This is a genomic window from Corynebacterium lehmanniae, assembly GCF_043161975.1.
Lineage (GTDB): Bacteria > Actinomycetota > Actinomycetes > Mycobacteriales > Mycobacteriaceae > Corynebacterium > Corynebacterium lehmanniae.
Window position 1 is genome coordinate 1,907,908 of sequence record NZ_CP170998.1, and the last position, 19,296, is coordinate 1,927,203.

21 protein-coding genes are annotated in these 19,296 nt (G+C 68.4%); 6 read left to right on the forward strand and 15 right to left on the reverse strand.

The window, feature by feature from the left end:
- Positions 1-9 precede the first annotated feature (9 nt).
- Positions 10-1,533, forward strand: coding sequence for an adenylate/guanylate cyclase domain-containing protein (locus ACF3NP_RS09270; protein ID WP_181890094.1), 1,524 nt, complete (start codon positions 10-12; stop codon positions 1,531-1,533).
- Positions 1,534-1,590: 57 nt separating this feature from the next.
- Here the strand turns inward: ACF3NP_RS09270 and ACF3NP_RS09275 are convergent, their stop codons facing one another.
- Positions 1,591-2,628 carry an HNH endonuclease signature motif containing protein gene (locus tag ACF3NP_RS09275; RefSeq protein WP_181890095.1) on the reverse strand — a complete coding sequence of 346 codons (1,038 nt, stop codon included), beginning with the start codon at positions 2,626-2,628 and terminating at the stop codon, positions 1,591-1,593.
- A 155-nt stretch (positions 2,629-2,783) separates the two neighbouring features.
- Positions 2,784-5,657 carry a type I DNA topoisomerase gene (gene topA, locus ACF3NP_RS09280; RefSeq protein ID WP_181890096.1) on the reverse strand — a complete coding sequence of 958 codons (2,874 nt, stop codon included), beginning with the start codon at positions 5,655-5,657 and terminating at the stop codon, positions 2,784-2,786.
- Between the two features lie 136 nt (positions 5,658-5,793).
- Here topA and ACF3NP_RS09285 point away from each other — a divergent pair, with 136 nt between their 5' ends.
- Entirely contained in the window at positions 5,794-6,420 is a 627-nt protein-coding gene (locus ACF3NP_RS09285; RefSeq protein ID WP_181890097.1) for a VTT domain-containing protein, read from the forward strand.
- A gap of 45 nt (positions 6,421-6,465) precedes the next feature.
- Here the strand turns inward: ACF3NP_RS09285 and ACF3NP_RS09290 are convergent, their stop codons facing one another.
- Positions 6,466-6,669 carry a cold-shock protein gene (locus ACF3NP_RS09290; protein WP_034996968.1) on the reverse strand — a complete coding sequence of 68 codons (204 nt, stop codon included), beginning with the start codon at positions 6,667-6,669 and terminating at the stop codon, positions 6,466-6,468.
- 180 nt (positions 6,670-6,849) lie between these two features.
- Here ACF3NP_RS09290 and ACF3NP_RS09295 point away from each other — a divergent pair, with 180 nt between their 5' ends.
- Positions 6,850-9,195 (forward strand): DEAD/DEAH box helicase, encoded by a 2,346-nt coding sequence (locus ACF3NP_RS09295; protein ID WP_181890098.1) that lies wholly within the window; start codon positions 6,850-6,852, stop codon positions 9,193-9,195.
- A 12-nt stretch (positions 9,196-9,207) separates the two neighbouring features.
- Here ACF3NP_RS09295 and ACF3NP_RS09300 read toward each other — a convergent pair whose 3' ends face one another.
- The 8 genes from ACF3NP_RS09300 to ACF3NP_RS09335 form a co-directional block, all read right to left on the reverse strand.
- Complete coding sequence (locus ACF3NP_RS09300; RefSeq protein WP_181890099.1) at positions 9,208-9,522, reverse strand: Rv3654c family TadE-like protein; 315 nt, start codon at positions 9,520-9,522, stop codon at positions 9,208-9,210.
- Positions 9,522-9,791, reverse strand: coding sequence for a hypothetical protein (locus ACF3NP_RS09305; RefSeq protein WP_181890100.1), 270 nt, complete (start codon positions 9,789-9,791; stop codon positions 9,522-9,524). The genes ACF3NP_RS09300 and ACF3NP_RS09305 overlap by 1 nt, the downstream gene beginning before the upstream one ends.
- Complete coding sequence (locus ACF3NP_RS09310) at positions 9,791-9,949, reverse strand: DUF4244 domain-containing protein (protein WP_228496346.1); 159 nt, start codon at positions 9,947-9,949, stop codon at positions 9,791-9,793. The genes ACF3NP_RS09305 and ACF3NP_RS09310 overlap by 1 nt, the downstream gene beginning before the upstream one ends.
- A 76-nt stretch (positions 9,950-10,025) precedes the next feature.
- A complete protein-coding gene (locus tag ACF3NP_RS09315) occupies positions 10,026-10,574 on the reverse strand; it encodes a type II secretion system F family protein (RefSeq protein WP_181890102.1) in 549 nt (182 codons plus the stop codon).
- Positions 10,571-11,314 (reverse strand): type II secretion system F family protein, encoded by a 744-nt coding sequence (locus tag ACF3NP_RS09320; protein ID WP_181890103.1) that lies wholly within the window; start codon positions 11,312-11,314, stop codon positions 10,571-10,573. The genes ACF3NP_RS09315 and ACF3NP_RS09320 overlap by 4 nt, the downstream gene beginning before the upstream one ends.
- Complete coding sequence (locus tag ACF3NP_RS09325; RefSeq protein ID WP_181890104.1) at positions 11,311-12,432, reverse strand: TadA family conjugal transfer-associated ATPase; 1,122 nt, start codon at positions 12,430-12,432, stop codon at positions 11,311-11,313. Before ACF3NP_RS09325 ends, ACF3NP_RS09320 begins: the two co-directional genes overlap by 4 nt.
- Positions 12,433-12,834 (reverse strand): hypothetical protein, encoded by a 402-nt coding sequence (locus tag ACF3NP_RS09330; RefSeq protein WP_392398639.1) that lies wholly within the window; start codon positions 12,832-12,834, stop codon positions 12,433-12,435.
- Positions 12,835-12,851: 17 nt separating this feature from the next.
- A complete protein-coding gene (locus tag ACF3NP_RS09335) occupies positions 12,852-13,448 on the reverse strand; it encodes a hypothetical protein (protein WP_392398640.1) in 597 nt (198 codons plus the stop codon).
- Between the two features lie 179 nt (positions 13,449-13,627).
- On the opposite strand from ACF3NP_RS09335, the gene ACF3NP_RS09340 reads away from it, so the two are divergent.
- Both ACF3NP_RS09340 and ACF3NP_RS09345 read left to right on the forward strand, forming a co-directional pair.
- Positions 13,628-14,443: an HAD family hydrolase gene (locus ACF3NP_RS09340; protein ID WP_181890106.1), complete on the forward strand. Its 816-nt coding sequence runs from the start codon at positions 13,628-13,630 to the stop codon at positions 14,441-14,443.
- A gap of 123 nt (positions 14,444-14,566) precedes the next feature.
- Positions 14,567-15,127: a phage holin family protein gene (locus ACF3NP_RS09345; protein WP_181890107.1), complete on the forward strand. Its 561-nt coding sequence runs from the start codon at positions 14,567-14,569 to the stop codon at positions 15,125-15,127.
- On the opposite strand, the gene ACF3NP_RS09350 is transcribed toward ACF3NP_RS09345, so the two are convergent.
- From ACF3NP_RS09350 to nth, 4 genes are read right to left on the reverse strand one after another with little or no spacing between them, the layout of a single operon-like run.
- The gene (locus ACF3NP_RS09350; protein WP_181890108.1) at positions 15,117-16,301 is read right to left on the reverse strand and encodes a MarP family serine protease; all 1,185 of its coding nucleotides are present in this window, start codon (positions 16,299-16,301) and stop codon (positions 15,117-15,119) included. The two genes, ACF3NP_RS09345 and ACF3NP_RS09350, sit on opposite strands and share 11 nt — an antisense overlap.
- Positions 16,302-16,311: 10 nt before the next feature.
- The gene (locus ACF3NP_RS09355; RefSeq protein WP_181890109.1) at positions 16,312-17,010 is read right to left on the reverse strand and encodes an NUDIX hydrolase; all 699 of its coding nucleotides are present in this window, start codon (positions 17,008-17,010) and stop codon (positions 16,312-16,314) included.
- Positions 17,011-17,544, reverse strand: coding sequence for a TlpA family protein disulfide reductase (locus ACF3NP_RS09360; protein ID WP_181890110.1), 534 nt, complete (start codon positions 17,542-17,544; stop codon positions 17,011-17,013).
- On the reverse strand, positions 17,541-18,314 hold the full coding sequence (gene nth, locus ACF3NP_RS09365) for an endonuclease III (RefSeq protein WP_181890111.1): 774 nt from the start codon (positions 18,312-18,314) through the stop codon (positions 17,541-17,543). The genes ACF3NP_RS09360 and nth overlap by 4 nt, the downstream gene beginning before the upstream one ends.
- Before the next feature lie 264 nt (positions 18,315-18,578).
- Between nth and glxR the strand changes: the two genes are divergently transcribed.
- On the forward strand, positions 18,579-19,262 hold the full coding sequence (gene glxR / locus ACF3NP_RS09370; protein ID WP_181890112.1) for a CRP-like cAMP-activated global transcriptional regulator GlxR: 684 nt from the start codon (positions 18,579-18,581) through the stop codon (positions 19,260-19,262).
- Positions 19,263-19,296: the final 34 nt, after the last annotated feature.

Genomic DNA, 19,296 nt, shown 5'->3' on the forward strand with positions numbered 1-19,296 from the left:
TGATACACCATGAAACGATTCTGGCGCGAGCTGCGGTGGCTCTGGGGCACGTCATGGCCCCTGTACGCCGCGACCGTGCTGGGAACCAACGTCATCGCCGCGATCGGCTGCATGCTGTTCGTGCGCTACCTCATCCCCATGCCGGAAGTGCGCGAACTCGGCCTCGGCGGGCAGCTCGGCGCCATCGGCGTGATCTACGCGGCAATCGCCGTGGTGCTGGGCGTGGTGGTCACGCTGTACCTGTTCCGGCCCGTGCTGGAATGGCAGCGCCACCCCGACGGGCACGACCCGAACATGGTGCGCCACCTGGTCATGCGGCTGCCGGTGCTGCAAACCATCATTGTGGTGGGCGTGTGGGGTATCGGCACCGCGATCGTCACTGTGGGGGCTTGGCGTGTCGACGCCCGTCTGGCCACCGTCGTCCTCGCCACCGCCTCGCTGACCACCTTCGTCACCGCCGTGCTGACCTACCTGCAGGCCGAGCGCCTCGTGCGCCCCATCGCCGCCTCCGCGCTGGCGCGCCGCTTCGAGGACTCCACGCTGCAGCCGCCGATCAAGTGGCAGCTGTACCTGACGTGGTTCACCACCTCCGCCGTGCCGATGGTGGGCGTTTTACTGCTGACGGTGGCGCAGCGCCACGGCTACTTCACCGGCAACGTCGGCGAACTCACCTCCGCGATCGTCGCGCTGATCACCGCCGGCATGGTCACCGGTTTCGTGGGCACCGCGCTGGTGATCATGAGTGTGGCCGACCCGATCAAGGAGCTGCAGGGCGCGATCAACCGCGTGCGCCGCGGCGAGCAGAACACGCAGGTGGACATTTACGACGGCTCCGAGATCGGCGTGTTGCAGGCCGGGTTCAACGAGATGATGAAGGGGCTGCGCGACCGCCAGCGCGTGCGCGACATCTTCGGCCAGTACGTCGGCGCGGAGGTGGCGCAGAAGGCGCTGGAGGAGATCCCGGAGCTCGGCGGCGAGGAGCGCAAGGTGGCGGTGCTGTTCATCGACGTCGTCGGCTCCACCACCTACGCCGTGGACCACACACCGGAGGAGGTTGTCGCTGCGCTGAACGACTTCTTCGACGTCGTTGTCGAGGTGGTGCACCGCAACAAGGGCGTGATTAACAAGTTCCAGGGCGATGCGGCCTTGGCGGTGTTCGGGGCACCCGTTTCGCTTCACGACGCCGCTTCGCACGCCCTCCAAGCCGCCCGCGAACTCCAGCGGGATTTGGCCGGCCAAGAGCTTCGCGCCGGCATCGGTGTGGCGTCCGGGCATGTAGTGGCGGGCCACATCGGCGGCTCGGACCGCTTCGAGTACACCGTGATCGGCGACGCCGTCAACGCCGCGGCGCGCCTGACCGACATGGCGAAGGACACCCCGGGCCTGGTGCTGACCAACGCCGGAACCCTGCGCGCGGCCAACGAGGTGGAGCAGCAGCGCTGGACGCTGATGAAGTCCGTGGAGCTGCGCGGCCGCGGCAAGATGACGCAGCTGGCGCGCCCGGTGCGCTCCACCATGGCCGACCGCTCCTAGTTGCGGGCATGCCGATGTGCCCGCCCTTTTGGGGCGGGTTTTCGGTGTGTGGGCGGGTTAGTCGAAGAGCAGCTCCATCGCCCCCGGGGTGGTCATGGGGACGCGTGTGCCGTTGGGTGCGACCCAGTGGATTCTCGCGTTCGGGTTGTCGATGTAGCCGAACGGGCCTTGCCTGTTGTCGGCGTTGACCCCGTTGTGGAAGGGGCACAGTTCGGCGAGGTTGTCCATGTTGGTCATTCCCCCGTAGCGCCACGCGTTGATGTGGTGGGTTTGGGTGGTCTCTGCGGAGTGTTTGCAGTCGGGAAACGCACACGACGGGCAGAGCAGCTTCGACATGACCTTCTGCTTCGCGTTGGCGCAGCGCTTACCGTAGTACAGGTTGACCGGGCCTTCCTGGGGGTGGAACGCGGCGACTTCGAGTATGTCGCCAAATTCGTGCTCCATGTATTCGGCTCCGGTCATGGTGGTGCCGTCGGTGCAGATCAGGGTGACCTCGTCTGCGTGGCCTGATTGGATGCGGGCCCAGTCGGCGATCGGCACCAGGATGATCGGCCGGAAATTCGCCTTCGGCACGCCCTTGCCGTCGCGCAGGATCCCGATAAGCGTGTCGGCCATTTGGGCGGCGGCGGGGTCGTCGGCGTCGATGAGTTGTCGCAGCAGGTGTTCGAGATCGGCGAGGTCGCGCTCGTTGTAGGTCAAGATCATGGTGCGCATGCCTGCCTTCGAGCGGCTGAACCTGCACGAGGGTGGGGCGGGTTTGACGGGTTGTTTGATCAACCGTTTGATGCGCTTGGTCAGGGCCCTATACGAGCCGCGGTGGCGCACCAAATCCAACCTAATGCGCCAGCGTTCGGCTGCCCCTTCGACGGCGAGGAGTTTCTTCTCGATGTGCACGAGCTGGTCGATAGGTAAACCCTCGGCGGCGGCGAGGGCGTCACGTTGTTTGCGGGTGAACTGGGTCGGGCCAAAGTAGGTGTGGTGCACCCGGGCGAGGTCGCGGACCCGCCCGGTGGACAGGCCGGCGGCCATGGCTACGTCGCGGTCGAAGTCGGCGAGCACGGCCACGCCTGCGGAAACAAAGTCAGTGAAGTTCATGGCCCAGAAGCTATGGCGGCACCGCAACCCCGAACAAGGGCCAAATAAAAATCTGTGGATAACCCCCGCCGATTGTTGACGCCGCAACACAGTAGTCCACAAGAACGCGAAACGCGGTGGCGCAAGCACGCCACCGCGGTATACGTTGCGAAGTTTTAGCGCTTGCGGGCCTTGACCACCCGCTTGGTGGTCTGCTTCGGCTTCGTGGCCTTTTTGGCAGCCTTCTTGGTCGCCTTCTTCTTCGCGGCCTTCTTCTTCGTGGCCTTTTTGCCGCCGCCCTCGGCCTCGCGGGCGCGGCGGGCGGAGAGCAGCTCGTTGGCGCGCTGGTCCGTCATGGTTTCCGGGGTGTCGCCGCGCTGCAGGGACGCGTTGGTTTCGCCGTCGGTGACGTACGGGCCGAAGCGGCCGTCCTTGATGGTCATCGGCTTGCCGGAGACGTCGTTGTCGCCGAGCATCTTCAGCGGCGGCTTCGCGGCGGCGCGTCCGCGGCGCTTCGGCTCGGCGTAGATGCGGCGGGCCTCCTCCAGCGTGATGGAGAAGATCTGGTCCTCCGAAGCCAGCGAGCGCGAGTCGGAGCCCTTCTTCAGGTACGGGCCGTAGCGGCCGTTCTGGGCGGTGATCATCTCGCCGTCCGCTGGGTCCTCGCCAACCTCGCGAGGCAGGGACAGCAACTGCATCGCCTCGTCGAAGGTGACGCTCGACGGCTCCATCGAGGAAAACAGTGACGCGGTGGCGGGCTTGAGCTGCTCGTCGACAAGCTGCGCCATTCGCTTTTCCTTCTGCGCCGCCGCCGTCTTGGTCTCCCAGTTCTTCGCGCGTTTGCCTTCTGCGGCGCGCTGAGCGTCCTCCTCGGCGCGCTCCGCGGCGATGACTTCCTCGGCGCGGGCTTCGGCGGTGGCGCGCTCGTCGTCACGCACGAGCTCCGTGACGTACGGGCCGAAACGGCCCTCCTTCGCCACCACCGTGCGTCCGTTGGCGGGGTTGACGCCGAGTTCGCGGCCGGACTGCGGGGTGGCGAAGAGCTTCTCCGCCATCTCCAGGGTGATCTCGTCCGGGGTGGCGGATTCGGGCAGGTTGGCACGCTGGTACTCGGGCTCGCCGTCCTTCTCGCCCACGACGCGCTCGATGTAGGGCCCGTAGCGTCCGACGCGGACGATGACGGGGCGGCCTTCGGCATCGTCGAAAAGCTTCAGCGAGTTCGCGGCGCGCGCGTCGATGGACTCGAGGTTGTCCTCGATCATGTGCTTCAGCCCGCCGCGGCGCGCGAGTGCCTGCGCCATGGATTCGCGCGCGTCGGCGTCGCCGAAGTAGAAGCCGGACAGCCACTTGGTGCGGTCCTGGTTGCCGTGGGCGATCTCGTCGAGCTCGTCTTCCATGGACGAGGTGAAGTCGTAGTCCACGAGCGCGTCGAAGTTGTTCTCCAAAAGGCCCACCACGGAGAACGCGACCCACGACGGCACCAGGGCGTTGCCGCGCGCGACGACGTAGCCGCGGTCCTGGATGGTCTTGATAATCGACGCGTAGGTGGACGGACGCCCGATGCCGAGCTCCTCCATCTTTTTCACCAGCGATGCCTCGGTGTAGCGCGCCGGCGGGTTGGTGGAGTGGCCATCTGCCGTGACCTTATTGGTGGCCAGCTCGTCGCCTTTGGCCAGCTGCGGCAGGCGGGTTTCGTTGGCTTGGCGGTCGGAGTAGGCGCGCAGCCAGCCGGGGAAGGTGACGGTGCGGCCGGTTGCGGCGAATTCGCACGCCTCGCCGTCGGCGTCGCCTTGAACGGTGACTTTCATCGAGGTGCCGCGGGCGTCTTGCATCTGGGATGCGACGGTGCGCGCCCAGATGAGTTCGTAGAGTTTGAACTCCTCGGCGTCCAAAGCCCCAGCCAGCTGCCCGGGGGTGGCGAAGCGTTCGCCGGCGGGGCGGATGGCTTCGTGGGCTTCCTGCGAGTTTTTCACCTTGCGGTCGTAGGTGCGCGGCGCATCCGTGACGTAATTGGCGCCGTACAGCTCGCGGGCGGCGGAGCGCGCGGCGTCGAGGCCCTGCTTGGACAGCGAGGTGGAGTCTGTACGCATGTAGGTGATGTGGCCGTTTTCGTACAGCCGTTGTGCAATGCGCATGGTGCGCGCGGAGGTGAAGTGCAGCTTGCGTCCGGCCTCCTGCTGCAGCGTGGAGGTCATAAACGGCGCGTAGGGTTTACGCGAGTACGGCTTCTCCTCCACTGCGGTGACGTGCATGGGCGCGGTGCCCAGCGCGTCGGCAAGCGAGTGCGCCTTTTGCTTATCGACGATCACCGCCTCGCCCTTCAGCCGCCCCCGGTCATCGAAGTCGCGGCCCTGGGCGATGCGCTTGCCGTCGAGCGCGACGAGCTTCGCGTCGAAGGTTTCGCCCTTCTCCAACTCCGCGACCAGGTCCCAGTACTCCGCCGGGATGAACGCCATGCGCTCGCGTTCGCGCTCGACAATCACGCGGGTGGCCACGGATTGGACGCGGCCGGCGGACAGGCGCGGCATGACCTTCTTCCACAGCACCGGCGAGACTTCGTAGCCGTAGAGGCGGTCGAGGATGCGGCGGGTTTCCTGCGCGTCGACGAGGTCCATGTCCAGCTCGCGGGTGTTTTCGGCGGCTTCGCGGATGGCGGATTCGGTGATCTCGTTGAACACCATGCGCTCCACCGGCACCTTCGGCTTGAGCGTTTCCAGAAGGTGCCAGGCGATCGCTTCGCCTTCGCGGTCCGGGTCTGTCGCGAGCAGGAGCTTGTCGGCCTGCTTGAGCTTGGATTTGAGGTCGGTGACCTTCTTTTTCTTGTCCGCGTCGACGACGTAGATGGGTGTGAAGCCGTCCTCGGGGTTGACGCCGAGTTTGGCCCACGGTTCCTTCTTGTACTTGGCGGGGATGTCGGCGGCTCGGCCGGGCAGGTCGCGGATGTGGCCGACGGAGGCTTCCACAATAAAGTCGTCGCCCAGATACTTCTGGATCTTCTTCGCCTTCGTCGCGGACTCCACAATGACTAGGGTCTTGCCACCTTCAGCCACGTTGACTGACACCTCGCTTTGCACAGAGTTATTGCCTAACAGACAACTAGCACACGATTGTGCACCCGGGTAATAGGACTACACTGCTCGGGTGCCCCGGAGCCGTGAACCCCGGGGGCGGAAAGGATGCGTCTTCGTGGTCGATTCCCTCATCGATTTCCTGCACACGCTCATGGCGATGCCGGTGTTTTACCCGCTGGTGACTGTTCTTATTGTCGCGGATGCGCTGGCGCCCGTGGTGCCGTCGGAGACGGTGCTGAACTTGGCGGGCGCGTTTTCGGCATCCCGCGGAGTGCCGAGTGTGTGGGGCGTGATCGCCGCGGCGTCCATCGGCGGGATCATCGGCGACAACATCTGCTTCGCCCTCGGCGGCAAGCTCATTCACCGGGTGGAAGCCTTGGACCCGGAGTCGAAGGCGGGCCAGGCGATCCGCTGGGTGCGCCGGAACATGAACCGCGGCGCGGGCGCGACCATTATCGTCGCCCGCTTCATCCCCTGGGCGCGCTGGGTGGCCACGATTGTGCTGGCGTCGGTGCGCTACAACTGGTTCAAGTTCGTCTTCTTCGACACCGTCGGCGTGATCCTCTGGGCGTTTTTGAGCGTCGGCGTCGGTTACTTGGGCGGGCGCATCCTGCAGGACTACCCGCTGCTCGCGATGCTTCTGGGCGTGGTGCTCGGCTCGTCTGTCGGCTACCTGATTCAAAAGGGCCAGAACAAGCTTGCCGAGTGGCGTGACGTGCGCCAAGGCGTGAGCAACGTATAAAAAACGGGGCTCCGAGCGGAAGCCCCGTCGATAAGCAAAGTGTGCTTAGAGCGCGCGCACCTGCTGCGCCTGCGGGCCCTTGGCGCCCTCGCCGACCTCGAATTCGACCTGCTGGTTTTCTTCCAGGGTGCGGAAGCCGGAGCCCTGGATCTCGGAGTAGTGGACGAAGACGTCGGAGGAGCCGTCGTCCGGGGCGATGAAGCCGAAGCCCTTTTCGGCGTTGAACCACTTCACGGTACCGGTTGCCATGGTGAAACCTTTCAAAAATTTGCGTAGAGATGTCGTCCACCAGGGCCTAACGGGTCCTGGTGCCCGCGTGCACAATCCTCGCGAGCACCGCTTCGGGCGCACACAAAATCTGTGACCGCCACCCAGTGTGCCATGAAGTGCGGGCCTTAGCACTGGGAACTGGCATACTTTCCGGTGATTATGGTTTCCCCGTTTGGCACCGAGCTCCTCGGCGCGCTGAAGCGCCGCCATCCTGCGGCGACGATCACGCATGTCGAGCAGGTCCCCGCACGTCAGGCCCGCTTCAGCGAGTGGCCTGGGTGGGTGGAGCCGCGTTTGAAGCAATTGCTTATCGACGAAGGCTTCGCTTCCCCCTACCTCCACCAAGCCTTGTGCGCAGAGCACGCGTGGCGCGGCGAGGACGTGGTGGTGGCGACGGGGACGTCCTCCGGCAAGTCGTTGGGCTACCAGCTGCCGGTGCTGACCGCACTGGTGCAGGATCCGACGGCGTGCGCGGTGTACCTGACGCCGACGAAGGCGCTGGGCTCGGACCAGCTGCAGGCCACGCTGCGGATGGTTAAGGGCGCGGGCTTGGAGGGCATCCACCCGGCGCCTTACGACGGGGACACGCCGACGGAATCGCGCGCGGGCATTCGGGAGCACGCGCGCTACGTGTTCACCAACCCGGACATGCTGCACGCGTCGATGTTGGGCTCGCACGCGCGGTGGGCGCGGGTCTTGCGGCACTTGAAGTACGTGGTGGTGGACGAGTGCCACACCTACCGGGGCGTGTTCGGCGCGAACGTGGCTTTAGTGCTGCGGCGGCTGCTGCGCATCGCCGCCGCGTACGGGTCTTCCCCGACGCTGATCTACGCGTCGGCCACCGCGGCGGACCCGGCGGGGCAGGCCCGCCGGCTGAGCGGGCGCGAGGCTGTGGCCGTGACCGAGGACGCCGCCCCTTCCGGCGAGCGCACCATCGTGCTGTGGGAGCCCGGCTTCATCGAGGGCGCCGAGGGCGAGGGCGGCGCGCCGGTGCGCTACCCCGCCACCGCGGAGGCGGCGTCGGTGTCGGCTGAGCTGTTGCTGCAGGGCGCGCGGACGTTGACGTTCGTGCGGTCCCGGCGCGCCGCGGAGACGGTGGCGATGCGCACCCAGGAGCACCTGTCGGCGGCGGGCCGCGCGGATATGGCCGAGCGTGTCGCGCCGTACCGGGCGGGGTATCTGGCGGAGGACCGCCGCGAGCTGGAGCGCCGCCTGGACGATGGTGAGCTGCTGGGGGTGGCGTCCACGAACGCGCTGGAGCTGGGCATCGACGTCGGTGGGCTGGACGCGGTGGTGATGGCGGGGTTTCCGGGCACGGTGGCGTCGTTTCGCCAGCAGGCGGGGCGCGCGGGCCGTCGCGGGCAGAGCTCGGTGGCGGTGCTGGTGGCGCGCGACGAGCCGATGGACACCTACCTGGTCCACCATCCGGAGGCGCTTCTGGGCAAGCCGGTGGAAAATTCCGTGTTCGACCCAACCAACCCGTTCATTTTGCGCGGCCACGTGTACTGCGCCGCGGTGGAACGGCCGCTGAGCGAGGCGGACGTGGAGGCCTTCGGCGCCCACGACGTGGTGGACGACCTGACTGCTGCGGGCTTGTTGCGCCGCCGGCCGGCGGGCTGGTTCGCGGTGCCGCAGTTGGACGGCGAGATCACGCCGGAGTCGGCGCACGCTTCGGTGTCGCTGCGCGGCGATGTGGGCGAGCAGGTGATGATCGTGGACGTCGCCGACGGTCGGCTGCTCGGCACCGTGGACGCGGCGCGCGCGATGAGCCAGGTGCACGACGGGGCGGTCTACATCCACCAGGGCGAGTACTTCGTGGTCCAGGCGCTGGACCTGGACGACTACGTCGCACTGGTGGCGCCGGAGCTGCCCGACTATTCCACGCAAGCGCGCTCGACGACGGACATCACGATCCTGGGCGAGGCCCACAAGCTGGTCAACCCCTCGCCGGGGCTGTGGGTGGCAAGCGTCGACGTGGAGGTCATCGACCGGGTCACCGGCTACGTGGTGCGGCTTGCCGACGGCACCGTCAGCGAACACATCCCCCTCGACCTGCCCGAGCAGCGTTTGGTCACCCGCGCGGTGGCGTACACCATCGACCCGATGGTGCTGGACGAGCTGGGCATTACCGCCGGCGAGATCCCGGGCGCCCTGCACGCCGCCGAGCACGCCGCGATCGGGCTGCTGCCGCTTTTGGCCACGTGCGACCGCTGGGACATCGGCGGCGTGTCCACCGCGCTGCACCCGGACACGATGCTGCCCACGGTGTTCGTCTACGACGGCCACCCCGGCGGCGCGGGCTTCGCCGACGAGGGCTTCGCCCGCTTCCACGAGTGGATCGAGGCGACCTGGGAGACGGTGCGCTCCTGCGGCTGCGAGGACGGCTGCCCGTCGTGCGTGCAGTCGCCGAAGTGCGGCAACGGCAACCAGCCACTGGACAAGCGCGCCGCGCTGAAGCTGCTCGGCGCGCTAGTGACCATGACGGCGGGTGAAGCACCGCGCTAGGCGGTGCGCACGTTACGGCCCGGCACGGGCGGCGGCCTCCGCCCGGCGGCGGGTGGCTGCCACCACGACGTCGCCTGCGGTGACCTCGCAGGACACCACGCGCGCGCCGTTGAGCTCCGCGGTGCGGCCGGCCGTGGCACAGGCGTCACCGCCCCGGTACATCGCGGTCGCACCCGCCACGGCGGCTAGGTCCGCCGCGACCCGGGCCCGGTGCGTGTCGGAGGTGTGCACCCCGAGCGCCACCACCGCCAGTGCCAGCGAAACTACTGACGTGATGATGCCGGTGGCGGTGATGGTGGCGGAGCCTTCGTCGGAAAGCAGACGCATCAGAACTCCACCGGGAACACGGCCGTGGCGCGCATGGTGCCGATCGGCGCCGGGACCGAGGCGGCCGCGGTGGCCAGGCCCGCGTTTTCGGTGACGGCAACGTCGCCGCGGGGCGCGGCGTAGTCCACCCCCAGCGCGTGGGCGCGGGCGGCGGCACCTGCGATGTCCACGGCCGTGATGTAGGCGGCAACGGTGGCGATCCCGCCCACGATCGCGGCTGTGACCACCACGAGGGCCGACAGCGACAGCGCGGTTTCGATGGTGCTCATCAGCCCGGCGTGTTGCTCAGCGCGTCGGTGATGACGCTTTCGATGGCGTTGGTGACGGCGTCGCCGTTGACCACGAGGTAGAGCACGCCGGCAAGGGCCGCGGCCGCGAGGCTGCCAAAGGCGTATTCGATAGTTGACATCCCTTGGTCAGAGCGCATTTTCTGGGCCCTGGAGGCAGCGTACAGGTAGGCAGTGGTGAGTGCGGAATTGAGGTGACGCATGGGAAAACTCCTTCTAGTTGATCAGTGAGGTGCCGAGGCTGATCACCGCGGGCGCGAGCCCGAGGACGAAAAACGCCGGCAGGAAAAACGCGGTGAGCGGGATGGCGATAAGCACGCCAGCGCGTTCCGCTTTGGCTTTGGCCCGGTCCCCCGCGCCTGCGCGCAGCTGGGCGGCGATGCGCCCGCAGCCTGCGGCCAGCGAGGTTCCGGAGGTGGCGGATAGGACAACAAGCCCGGCGAGATCTTCGCCGCCTGGCAGGTGGCGGATCTCGGCCCAGGCGCGCTGGGGTTCGACCCCCAGCGCCGTCAGCGAGGCCACGGTGTGCCACGGGCTGCGTGTCCCGTGGGTGTCAGCGACCGCAGCCGCCGCGGTGGCGGCGGGCAGGCCCGCTGAGACGCATGCAGCGAACAGTTCGATGTCGCTGGCGCAGCGCTCCGGGTCGGCCCTTTCGGGACCGTCGCGGGGCGCCTTCGGGGTGGCTGCGGTGACGCGGCCGCCGGGGCCAGCCGGGGCGACGCACAGTGCCGCGGCGACGAGGAGTGCTGGAACAAGGCCGATCATGCGCTGGCCCCCTCGATGATGCGGCGCGAGACTGCCACGCCTGCGCACACCAGCGCGGTGCCCACCACCAACAGCGCCCCGCCGAGCCCGCCGCCGGTGAGAAACGCCAGCGGGTTCGCGCCCATCGCGGTGCTCATGAGCACCCCGGCAACAGGCAGCAGTGCGAGGACTGCGGCGGTGGTTTGCGGGCCGGCCAGGGCGGCGCGGGTGGCGTCGCGGTGTCGGTTGGTGTGGTCGATGTCGTCGCGGAGTGCGGCGACCAGCTTCGCCAGCGGCACCCCGCGCGAGGCCGACAGCGCCCAGAGCGTGCCGAGGCGTTCAAGCTCCGGCACGTGTGTCTCCAGCGGCGCGCCGGAGCGGGCGAGCTGCGTCAGGCGGGCGGCTTCCGTGTGCAGCGGGGCTGGCGCCTGCTCGGCGGCACGCGCCAGCGCGTCCGGCATGGCGGCGCCTGCCTGCAGGTTGGTGGACACTGCCCCGAGGTACGTCGCGGCCGCCGCGCTGCGCCGCCGGGCGGCCCTGTCGTCGCGGCGGGCGCGCAGCACGTGCACCAGCGTCGCGCCGGCCATGGCCGCGGCGACCACGAGGCTGACGCGGCCGAACACCACCGCGCCGATGCCCGCAACCGCCACGGTGGCCGGGATAAGCCTGGGCGCGGGGCTTAGGGTGCGCTCGACCACCCGGTACGCGGGCGATGGCACGGCGACGGCGACAGCGCAGGCAAGCAGCATCACGGTGATCATCGGGCGAGCTCCTCGTAGCCGTCCAGCTCGCCGCGCTCGGCGTCCCAAACCACCTTCGCGCGCACCGGCTCGCCCTCGAGCACGCCGATCTGCTGCAGGTAGCGGGTGCCGTCGGTGCGGCGTTTGACCACCAGCACCACGTCGATGGCGGCGGCGAGCTGGGCATGCAGCCCGGCGCGGTCCATCCCGCCGAGTGCCGCGAGCGCCTCGAAGCGGGCGGGCACCTCCTCGATGGAGTTGGCGTGCAGGGTGCCAGCCCCGCCGTCGTGGCCGGTGTTGAGCGCGGCGAGCAGGTCGACCACTTCCCCGCCGCGGATCTCGCCGACGACGATGCGGTCCGGGCGCATGCGCAGCGATTGGCGCACCAGGTCCGCGATGGTGATCGCGCCGGCACCCTCGGCGTTGGCGCCGCGGCTGGTCAGGTTCACCACGTGCGGGTGGTCCGGGGTCAGCTCGAGGGTGTCCTCGATGGCCACGATGCGCTCGGCCGGGTCCACCTCCGCGAGCAGCGCGGACAGCAACGTGGTCTTGCCGGAGCCGGTGCCTCCGACGACCACAAACGCCTTTCGCTTGGCGACGATCCCCCGCACCAGCGCCGCCCTCTCCTCGTCAAGCGCGCCGCGCGCCACAAGATCGTCGAGCGTGGCCGAGGCGGTGCGCAGCACGCGCAGGGAGATGCAGGTGCCTGCCTGGGCGGTCGGGGCGAGTACGGCGTGGAAGCGCAGTAGGGTGCCGTCGTCGCGGGTGACGTGTCCGTCGCAGAACGGCTGCGCGTCGTCCAACCTGCGCCCGCAGCTGACGGCCAGGCGGGTGGCGAGCCGCCTCACGGAAGCTTCCGAATCGAACGTCAGCTCCGAGCGCTCCAACCCCTGGCCGGTGTCCACGTACACCTCGTCCGGGGCGTTGACGCAGATGTCGGTCACGGCCGGGTCCGCCAGGATTGCCTCCAACGGCCCGGCGCCCGTGGTGTCGTCGCGAAGCTTGCGCATGATGTCTAGCACCCCGATGTCGCTGATCACCACCGCTTCCTCGCGGATGATCGCGGCGACGCGCGCCGGGTCGGGCTGGGCTGGCTCGTCGGCCAGGCGGCGCTTCACGCGGGCGAGCACGTCGTCCATTTAGGCCACCTCCCCCAGCACAGCCTCGGCGGCGCGGTTCAGTGTGCGCGGCAGCTTCGCCGGCAGGCCGGCCTGGTCCAGCTGCTTGGTCAGCCCCCGGACCTGCTGCACCTGCACGATCACGGGCGCTTTCGCGGTGTCCTCCACCTGCGCGGGCTCCAGCGACGCCCACTCGCTTTGCCGCAGCGCCAGCGCGCTGGCCACCCCGGCGGCGTTGCACTCGGCGACGATCCGGGCGGCGGCAGCGGCCGCGCGCAGCTCGGGCCGCAGCATGACCACGGCGAGGTCGCAGCGGTCCGGCAGCAACGCAAGCGGGGCGTCCACCACCGTCAGCCCCTCCGTGCCGGCGGCGTGCACCACGGCGTTGAGCTCATCCAATGTCAGCCGGAACGGGTCCGCCACGGTTGTTCGCGGAAACGTCAGCAGCGCGGTGCCGTCCTCGCCGGCGGGCAGCGCCCCGCGCAACTCCGCGCGCGAGACCGCCCCGCCGGCGGCGAAGTCGATCTCGCCCCAGCGCGCGCCGGGCGTGCTCTCAGCCCCAGCAACAGGTCCAGGCCGCCGGAGAGCTGGTGGGCGTCCACCAGCGTGGCGTTGCCCGCCGCCCGGCACAGCGCCGCGGCGAGCACCGACGCGCCCGCCCCGCCGCACGCGCCGAGCACGGCGACGACCTTCCCACTCGCCGCCGACACAGCCGGGGCCAGCGCGAGCGCGCCGATGCTGCGCAGCACGTCCGCGGCCTGGGCGGGCAGGGCGAAGACGTCCTCGCGCGTCGCGGCCGGGGCGGTGTCCGCGACCACGGTGAACACGTTCGGTCCCCGTGTTTGGGTGCTTAAGGAGGGGGCCCGGAGGTCGTCGATAAGCAAGGCATGCGCCTTGGGAGCGTGGCGGGCGAGCTGGGTGTCGTCGGCGGCGTCGATGACCTTGCGACCTGTGGCGGCGGCGATGTGGATGGCTTCGGAGTGCAGCGCCGGGTCCGCGACCGCGACGACGATGGGGCCTGTGTTTGCGTGTGTCATGGCGGTAGCGTGCAACCGTGGCAACCCGGAAACAATGGGCGAAATTTTTTCTGTGGATAACCCACCCCTATTGCGGACGCTTCAACAATTCCGCTGTGGATAAGTCGCCCCACGCGTCACACTGGTTTCACAGGCCTTAGCTACGCATCCGTAGGGTTTGGGGTCTACACTGCAGGAGTATGTCTGCTAACAAGCCGGTGGCGGCCTTCTTCGACCTGGATAAGACGATCATTGCGACGTCATCCGCGTTCGCCTTCGGCAAAGAATTCCTGAACAACGGGATGATCACCCGACAGGAAGCCTGGGAGCTCTACCTCACCAAAGCCCAGTACATGCTGGTGGGCCAGTCCAGCCAGAAGATGGACTCCACCCGCGACGCGCTCGCGCAGATGGTCGCCGGCTGGGACGTCGCAACCATCCAGCGCATCACCCGCGACACCCTGCGCGAGGTGGTCGCCCCCGCTATTTACGCCGAAGCGCGCCAGCTTATCGACGACCACAGGAACGCCGGCCACCACGTCATCATCATCTCGGCCTCGGCTGCGATCCTGGTGGAGCCGATCGCCGACGAACTCGGAGTGGACACCGTGGTCGCCACCGAAATGGCCGAGGAAAACGGCAAGCTCACCGGCGAAATCACCCGCTACCTCAAAGGCGACGCGAAGGCCGAGGCGGTGCGACAGTTCGCCGCCGAGCACGACTTCGACCTGGACCACAGCTACGCCTACTCCGACTCCGCCACCGACATCCCCATGCTGGAACTGGTGGGCAACCCGGTTGCCGTGAACCCGGACCGGGCGCTGAAGAAACACGCGCTGGCCAACGGCTGGCAGGCCCGCACCTTCAAAAACCCGGAGCCGCTGTTCCAGATGCCGAACGCGCGCGAAGTGGGCATCGGCGCGGGCGTGATCGCTGGCGTGACCGCCCTGGCAGTCGCCGGTGTCCTCATCGCCCGCGCCATGGGCGGCGGCAAGGACGACAAGCGCTCGGCGTAAAACCGCGTGACTTTTCTACCCCGATTCGGGCAAATACCTCCATACATCGCTAACATCGTGTGAAGAATTTCCAGGCACCTTCCCGGGTGCCGTATAAAAGCCACCCAGGAAGGTGAACTACAAGTGAGCAACGAAGGCCTCTACACCAGCGGCTCCACCGCCGTGAACGCCAAGGTGGACTCCATCCCGCTGCGCGACACCTACGCCACCCAGCCGGGCAACGACTCCATCGGCACCCTGATCTCCAACGCGTCCCAGCAGGTCTCCACCCTGGTCCGCGGCGAGATCGAGCTGGCCAAGGCCGAGGTCGTCGGCGAGGTGAAGAAGGGCGCCATGGGCGGCGGCCTGTTCGCCGTGGCCGGCGTGATCGCGCTGTACTCCTCCTTCTTCCTCTTCTTCGCCATCGCGGAGATGCTCGCGTCCTGGATGCACCGCGGCTGGGCGTTCCTGATTGTCTTCCTGGTCATGCTGGCGCTGGCTGGCCTGCTCGCCTTCATCGGCTTCAAGAAGATCAAGAAGATCAAGGCGCCGGAGAAGACCATCGAGTCCGTCAACGAGCTGAAGAACCTCAAGCCGGGCCAGGCGCAGAAGAACCTGGCCAAGGACGAGGCTGGCCTCTACACCTCCTCCGGCACGGGCTCCTCGCTGCCGCGCACCGGCGGCTCCACCGCCGTTAACCGCTAACGCACGCTTGCGTATCCGCGGGGCGCGTTAAGCTCCGCACATCCCCTACGCGCTGCTGCACCTGGTGTGCAGTCAGCGCGTATCCCGTTTCTGAGGTGTCCAGGGACGCCCCGAAGATCATTCCCGCGACTTCGCCTCCCGGGGTGAGCAGCGGCCCGCCGGAGTTGCCCTGGCGGATGTTGCCGCGGATGGTGTACGCCTCGCGCTCCACGCGCCCGGTGGTGTAGATGTCCGGGCCCGCGATTTCCAGCTTGCCGCGGATGCGCACCGGCGCCGCCTCGAACGGGCCGGACTTGGGGTAGCCCATCACCACGGCGCTGTCGCTGACCGCCAGCTCGTCTTCGGCCCAGCGCAGCTCCGGCAGCCCCAGTTCATCGGCGCGCAGCACCGCGATGTCGGTGTCCGGGTCGAACAGCACCACCTGCGCGGGTTTGACCCCCACCACGGTGTCCAGGGCCACCCGCTCGGTGCCGGCCACCACGTGCGCGTTGGTGAGCACGTAGCCGTCCTCGATGACAAAGCCGGTGCCCATGAGGCGCCGCCGGCAGGTTTCCGCGTCGCCCATCACGTGCACCACGCTGGGGCGCAGCTTCTCTACGACCTCCGGCTCCACCGCCGACCCATCCGGCGCCGCTACCTGCGCCCCGCCCGGCGAGAAGGGGGAAACCAACGGCGGCAGCCCGGATTCGTCGAGAAGCGCGGCGAACCTCACCGGCAGTTTGGAGGCCGCCTCGGGGGCGGCGGCGTCGATGGCGCCGAAGACGCGGGAGGAGCGGATGCCGTCGCCGATCTCGCCCGGCACCGAGGCCGCCAGCGGGATGGAGATGAACCACAGCACCGCGGCCACCGCCACCGACTGGAACGTCGCGCCGAGCACGGAATCCAGCACGCGGCGGCCCCGGGAGCGCACGCGCCCGCGCAGGTTCCCGCCGACGGTGACGCCGACCAGGTTGCCCAGCCCCACAAACAGCACGACCAGGGCGATGAGCAGCACGATGCGCACCGTCTGCGATTCCGCCAGGTCCAGCGCGAACGGCGCCAACGCAAGCCCGATGACCAGGCCCGCCACCACGCCGACGGCGGACAGCACCGCCGAGAGCGCCCCCTGGCGCCAGCCGCTAATGAAGGCGGCGACGACGGCGAGCGCGAGCAGGACGTCGATAACCAGGTGCATTCCGGTGATGTTACCGCTCACGGTTGGCAGAACGCGCCAGCGCAGCCCGCAAGTCGCCGGGCTTTTCGTCCCAGGGCCGCACCCAGCCGCCCAGCTTCAGCACCACGGCGAGCAGCACCCCGGTAAAGCCCCACACCAGAAACTCCCCCGCCCAAAACGCGGGCCCCGACCATTCCTTGATGCCCAGCATCGCCCGGTTTCGCGGATCCACCAGCTCGCGCACCGGCACGAAAAACACCGCGTCCGTCTCCTCCTCGCTGGCCGGGTACACCTCGCCGGGCTCCGGGGTGAACGCCACCACGGGGCGCACGCGCCGGTTGCTTCCGCCGGTGGTGGCAGCGTCCAGCAGGGCAAGCGGGATCACACGGTCCGGGTCCAGGCCGGTTTCCTCCCACGCTTCGCGCAGCGCGGCATCCACGGGCCCGCCGTCGCTGGGGTCGATGTGGCCGCCGGGAAACGCCATCTGACCGGAGTGGCTGCGCATGCGCGGGGTGCGGTGGGTGATCAGCACCCGCGCGTCCTCCGGCAGCTCGGTCGCGCGCGGGTCGCCGGCGAACAGGATCAACACGGCGGCCTGGTCCGCGCCGTCTTGTTGCAGCACGCGCGGCGACAGCAGCCGGCGCGGGATTCCCGCACCGCCGTCTTCGATGGCCTCTAGCAGGGGTTTCAGCCACCGCGGCGCGCGGTCCGGGCGCAGCGGCGCGTCCATCTACAGCGCCCCCTGAACAGCCGCGGCGAGCTCCTCAGCCGAGGTGAACTCCTTGGCAAACACCGCCACCTGCTCGCCGCCGCGCAGCACCACCGTCACCGGCACAACCGGCGGCAGGCCCTGCTCCGCGGCGAAGGCGCCCGAGTCGTCCTGATAGCTGGGCAGGCCCACCCCAAGATCCTCCAGCAGCGCCGCGCCGTTGCCCGCGTTTTGGTCCGCGTGCACGCCCACCACGGTGTATTCCGGGTGCGTGCGCGCGAACTCCTCCACTGCCGGCAGCTCCGCGCGGCACGGCTGGCACCACCAGGCCCACACGTTGACCACGGTGATCTCCTTGGCCTCGCCGGCCACGTCCCCACCCAGGCACGGCAGGTCCAGCCCAGCCGGGCAGTCCGGCCGTTGAGGCACCTGCTTCTCGACGGCCACAGGGTCCCCCGTTGGTTGATCGTCGACAAGCAAACTGCGCGCGCCCGCCACCACGAGCAGGGTCACCGCGACGATGACCACAACACTCACCCAGATCGCGCGCTTCATGCAAGCCCCAGGATGTGGTCGCGCTCCGGGCCCGTGACCAGGTCCGAGGCCGCCTCCGGATCGGTGGGGCCGGCGCCGAAGCTCGGGCAGTCGAACGCGATCGGGCACACGCCGCACGCCGGTTTGCGGGCGTGGCAGATACGGCGGCCGTGGAAGATGATGCGGTGGGAGAACATGGTCCACTCGCGGCGCTCGATGAGCCCGGCGATGGCGTGCTCGATCTTCACCGGATCCGTTTCCTCGGTGAGCATGAGGCGCTTGACCAGCCGCTGAAAGTGCGTGTCCACCGTCAGCCCCGGCATGCCGAACGCGTTGCCGCGCACCACGTGCGCCGTCTTGCGGCCCACGCCCGGAAGCGTCACCAGATCCTCGAGTTTGGTGGGCACTTCCCCGCCGAAATCCGCCACCAGCTTCTGGCCTAAACCGATGAGGTTTTTCGCCTTCGAGCGGTAGAAACCGGTGGAACGGATAAGCTCCTCCACCTCGGTTTGATCGGCTTCCGCGTACGCGTGGGCGGTGGGGTACTTGGCAAACAACGCCGGGGTGACCATGTTGACGCGCACGTCCGTGGTCTGCGCCGAAAGCACCGTCGCCACTAGCAGCTCCAGCGGGTTGGAAAAGTCCAGCTCAGCGTGCGCGTCCGGGAACGTCTCCGCCAGCGTGCGGTTGATCCGGCGGGCCCTCCTCGTGCGGCCGATGTCCGTCTCCGCCCCCTTCGCCGCCGGATGGGATCCGGGGCGGCGGTGTTTTTTCGGCGTGGTGGAGGACATGACCGACATGCTAGTTATGCGTGGCGTAAAATGACACCTATGAATGTGATTCTCGTGCTGCTGATCCCGGTAGTGCTCGGAGCGTTCCCGCTGGCGATGGAGCGGCTCGAGGCGCGCGTGGTGGATTAACACCAACTTGGCCAACCACCTGACCAAGACCGCGCATGGGTGGTAAAGTGCAAAACGCACTGTGACGGCTGCCAAAAAGTTACGCGAAAGTGACTGCAACCACTGCCCCCTGGCCGTCCCAACCGAGGAGGATTCATGGAAGGCGTACAGGACACACTCGCCCGCGCCGGCATTTTCCAGGGCGTGGACCCGGAAGCAGTAGCCGCGCTAATCAACGAGATGGACACGGTGACCTTCCCCAAAGGCACCACCATCTTCGACGAAGGCGAACCCGGCGACCGCCTCTACATCATCGTCGACGGCAAAATTAAGCTCGCCCGCCACGCCCCGGACGGCCGCGAGAACCTGCTGTCCGTGATGGGCCCGACGGACATGTTCGGCGAGCTGTCCATCTTCGACCCGGGTCCACGCACCTCCTCCGCAGTGTGCGTCACCGAAGTCACCTGCGCCACCATGGACTCCACCATGCTGCGCACCTGGATCGACACCCACCCGGAGATCTCCCAGCAGCTCCTCCGCGTACTGGCCCGCCGCCTGCGCCGCACAAACGCGTCGCTTGCGGACCTCATCTTCACCGACGTGCCCGGCCGCGTGGCCAAGACGCTGCTGCAGCTGGCCAACCGCTTCGGCACCCACGAAGGCGGCGCCCTGCGCGTCAACCACGACCTGACGCAGGAAGAGATCGCCCAGCTCGTCGGCGCCTCCCGCGAGACGGTGAACAAGGCGCTGGCCACCTTCGCCCACCGCGGCTGGATCCGCCTCGAGGGCAAGAGCGTGCTCATAGTCGACACCGAGCACCTCGCCCGCCGCGCCCGCTAGCGCGCCCCCGTTTGCACAAATCGACAACGCTCCG

Bases quoted from the DNA above. Each gene is read 5' to 3' on its own strand.
- ACF3NP_RS09315 (WP_181890102.1), bottom strand. From the start codon at position 10,574: ATGATCGGCCTTGTTCCAGCACTCCTCGTCGCCGCGGCACTGTGCGTC.
- ACF3NP_RS09310 (WP_228496346.1), bottom strand. From the start codon at position 9,949: ATGCGCTCTGACCAAGGGATGTCAACTATCGAATACGCCTTTGGCAGC.
- ACF3NP_RS09295 (WP_181890098.1), top strand. From the start codon at position 6,850: ATGGTTTCCCCGTTTGGCACCGAGCTCCTCGGCGCGCTGAAGCGCCGC.
- ACF3NP_RS09290 (WP_034996968.1), bottom strand. From the start codon at position 6,669: ATGGCAACCGGTACCGTGAAGTGGTTCAACGCCGAAAAGGGCTTCGGC.
- ACF3NP_RS09300 (WP_181890099.1), bottom strand. From the start codon at position 9,522: ATGCGTCTGCTTTCCGACGAAGGCTCCGCCACCATCACCGCCACCGGC.
- ACF3NP_RS09320 (WP_181890103.1), bottom strand. From the start codon at position 11,314: ATGATCACCGTGATGCTGCTTGCCTGCGCTGTCGCCGTCGCCGTGCCA.
- ACF3NP_RS09350 (WP_181890108.1), bottom strand. From the start codon at position 16,301: ATGCACCTGGTTATCGACGTCCTGCTCGCGCTCGCCGTCGTCGCCGCC.
- ACF3NP_RS09325 (WP_181890104.1), bottom strand. From the start codon at position 12,432: ATGGACGACGTGCTCGCCCGCGTGAAGCGCCGCCTGGCCGACGAGCCA.
- glxR (WP_181890112.1), top strand. From the start codon at position 18,579: ATGGAAGGCGTACAGGACACACTCGCCCGCGCCGGCATTTTCCAGGGC.
- ACF3NP_RS09355 (WP_181890109.1), bottom strand. From the start codon at position 17,010: ATGGACGCGCCGCTGCGCCCGGACCGCGCGCCGCGGTGGCTGAAACCC.
- ACF3NP_RS09340 (WP_181890106.1), top strand. From the start codon at position 13,628: ATGTCTGCTAACAAGCCGGTGGCGGCCTTCTTCGACCTGGATAAGACG.
- ACF3NP_RS09305 (WP_181890100.1), bottom strand. From the start codon at position 9,791: ATGAGCACCATCGAAACCGCGCTGTCGCTGTCGGCCCTCGTGGTGGTC.
- ACF3NP_RS09360 (WP_181890110.1), bottom strand. From the start codon at position 17,544: ATGAAGCGCGCGATCTGGGTGAGTGTTGTGGTCATCGTCGCGGTGACC.
- ACF3NP_RS09275 (WP_181890095.1), bottom strand. From the start codon at position 2,628: ATGAACTTCACTGACTTTGTTTCCGCAGGCGTGGCCGTGCTCGCCGAC.
- ACF3NP_RS09335 (WP_392398640.1), bottom strand. From the start codon at position 13,448: ATGACACACGCAAACACAGGCCCCATCGTCGTCGCGGTCGCGGACCCG.
- nth (WP_181890111.1), bottom strand. From the start codon at position 18,314: ATGTCCTCCACCACGCCGAAAAAACACCGCCGCCCCGGATCCCATCCG.
- ACF3NP_RS09270 (WP_181890094.1), top strand. From the start codon at position 10: ATGAAACGATTCTGGCGCGAGCTGCGGTGGCTCTGGGGCACGTCATGG.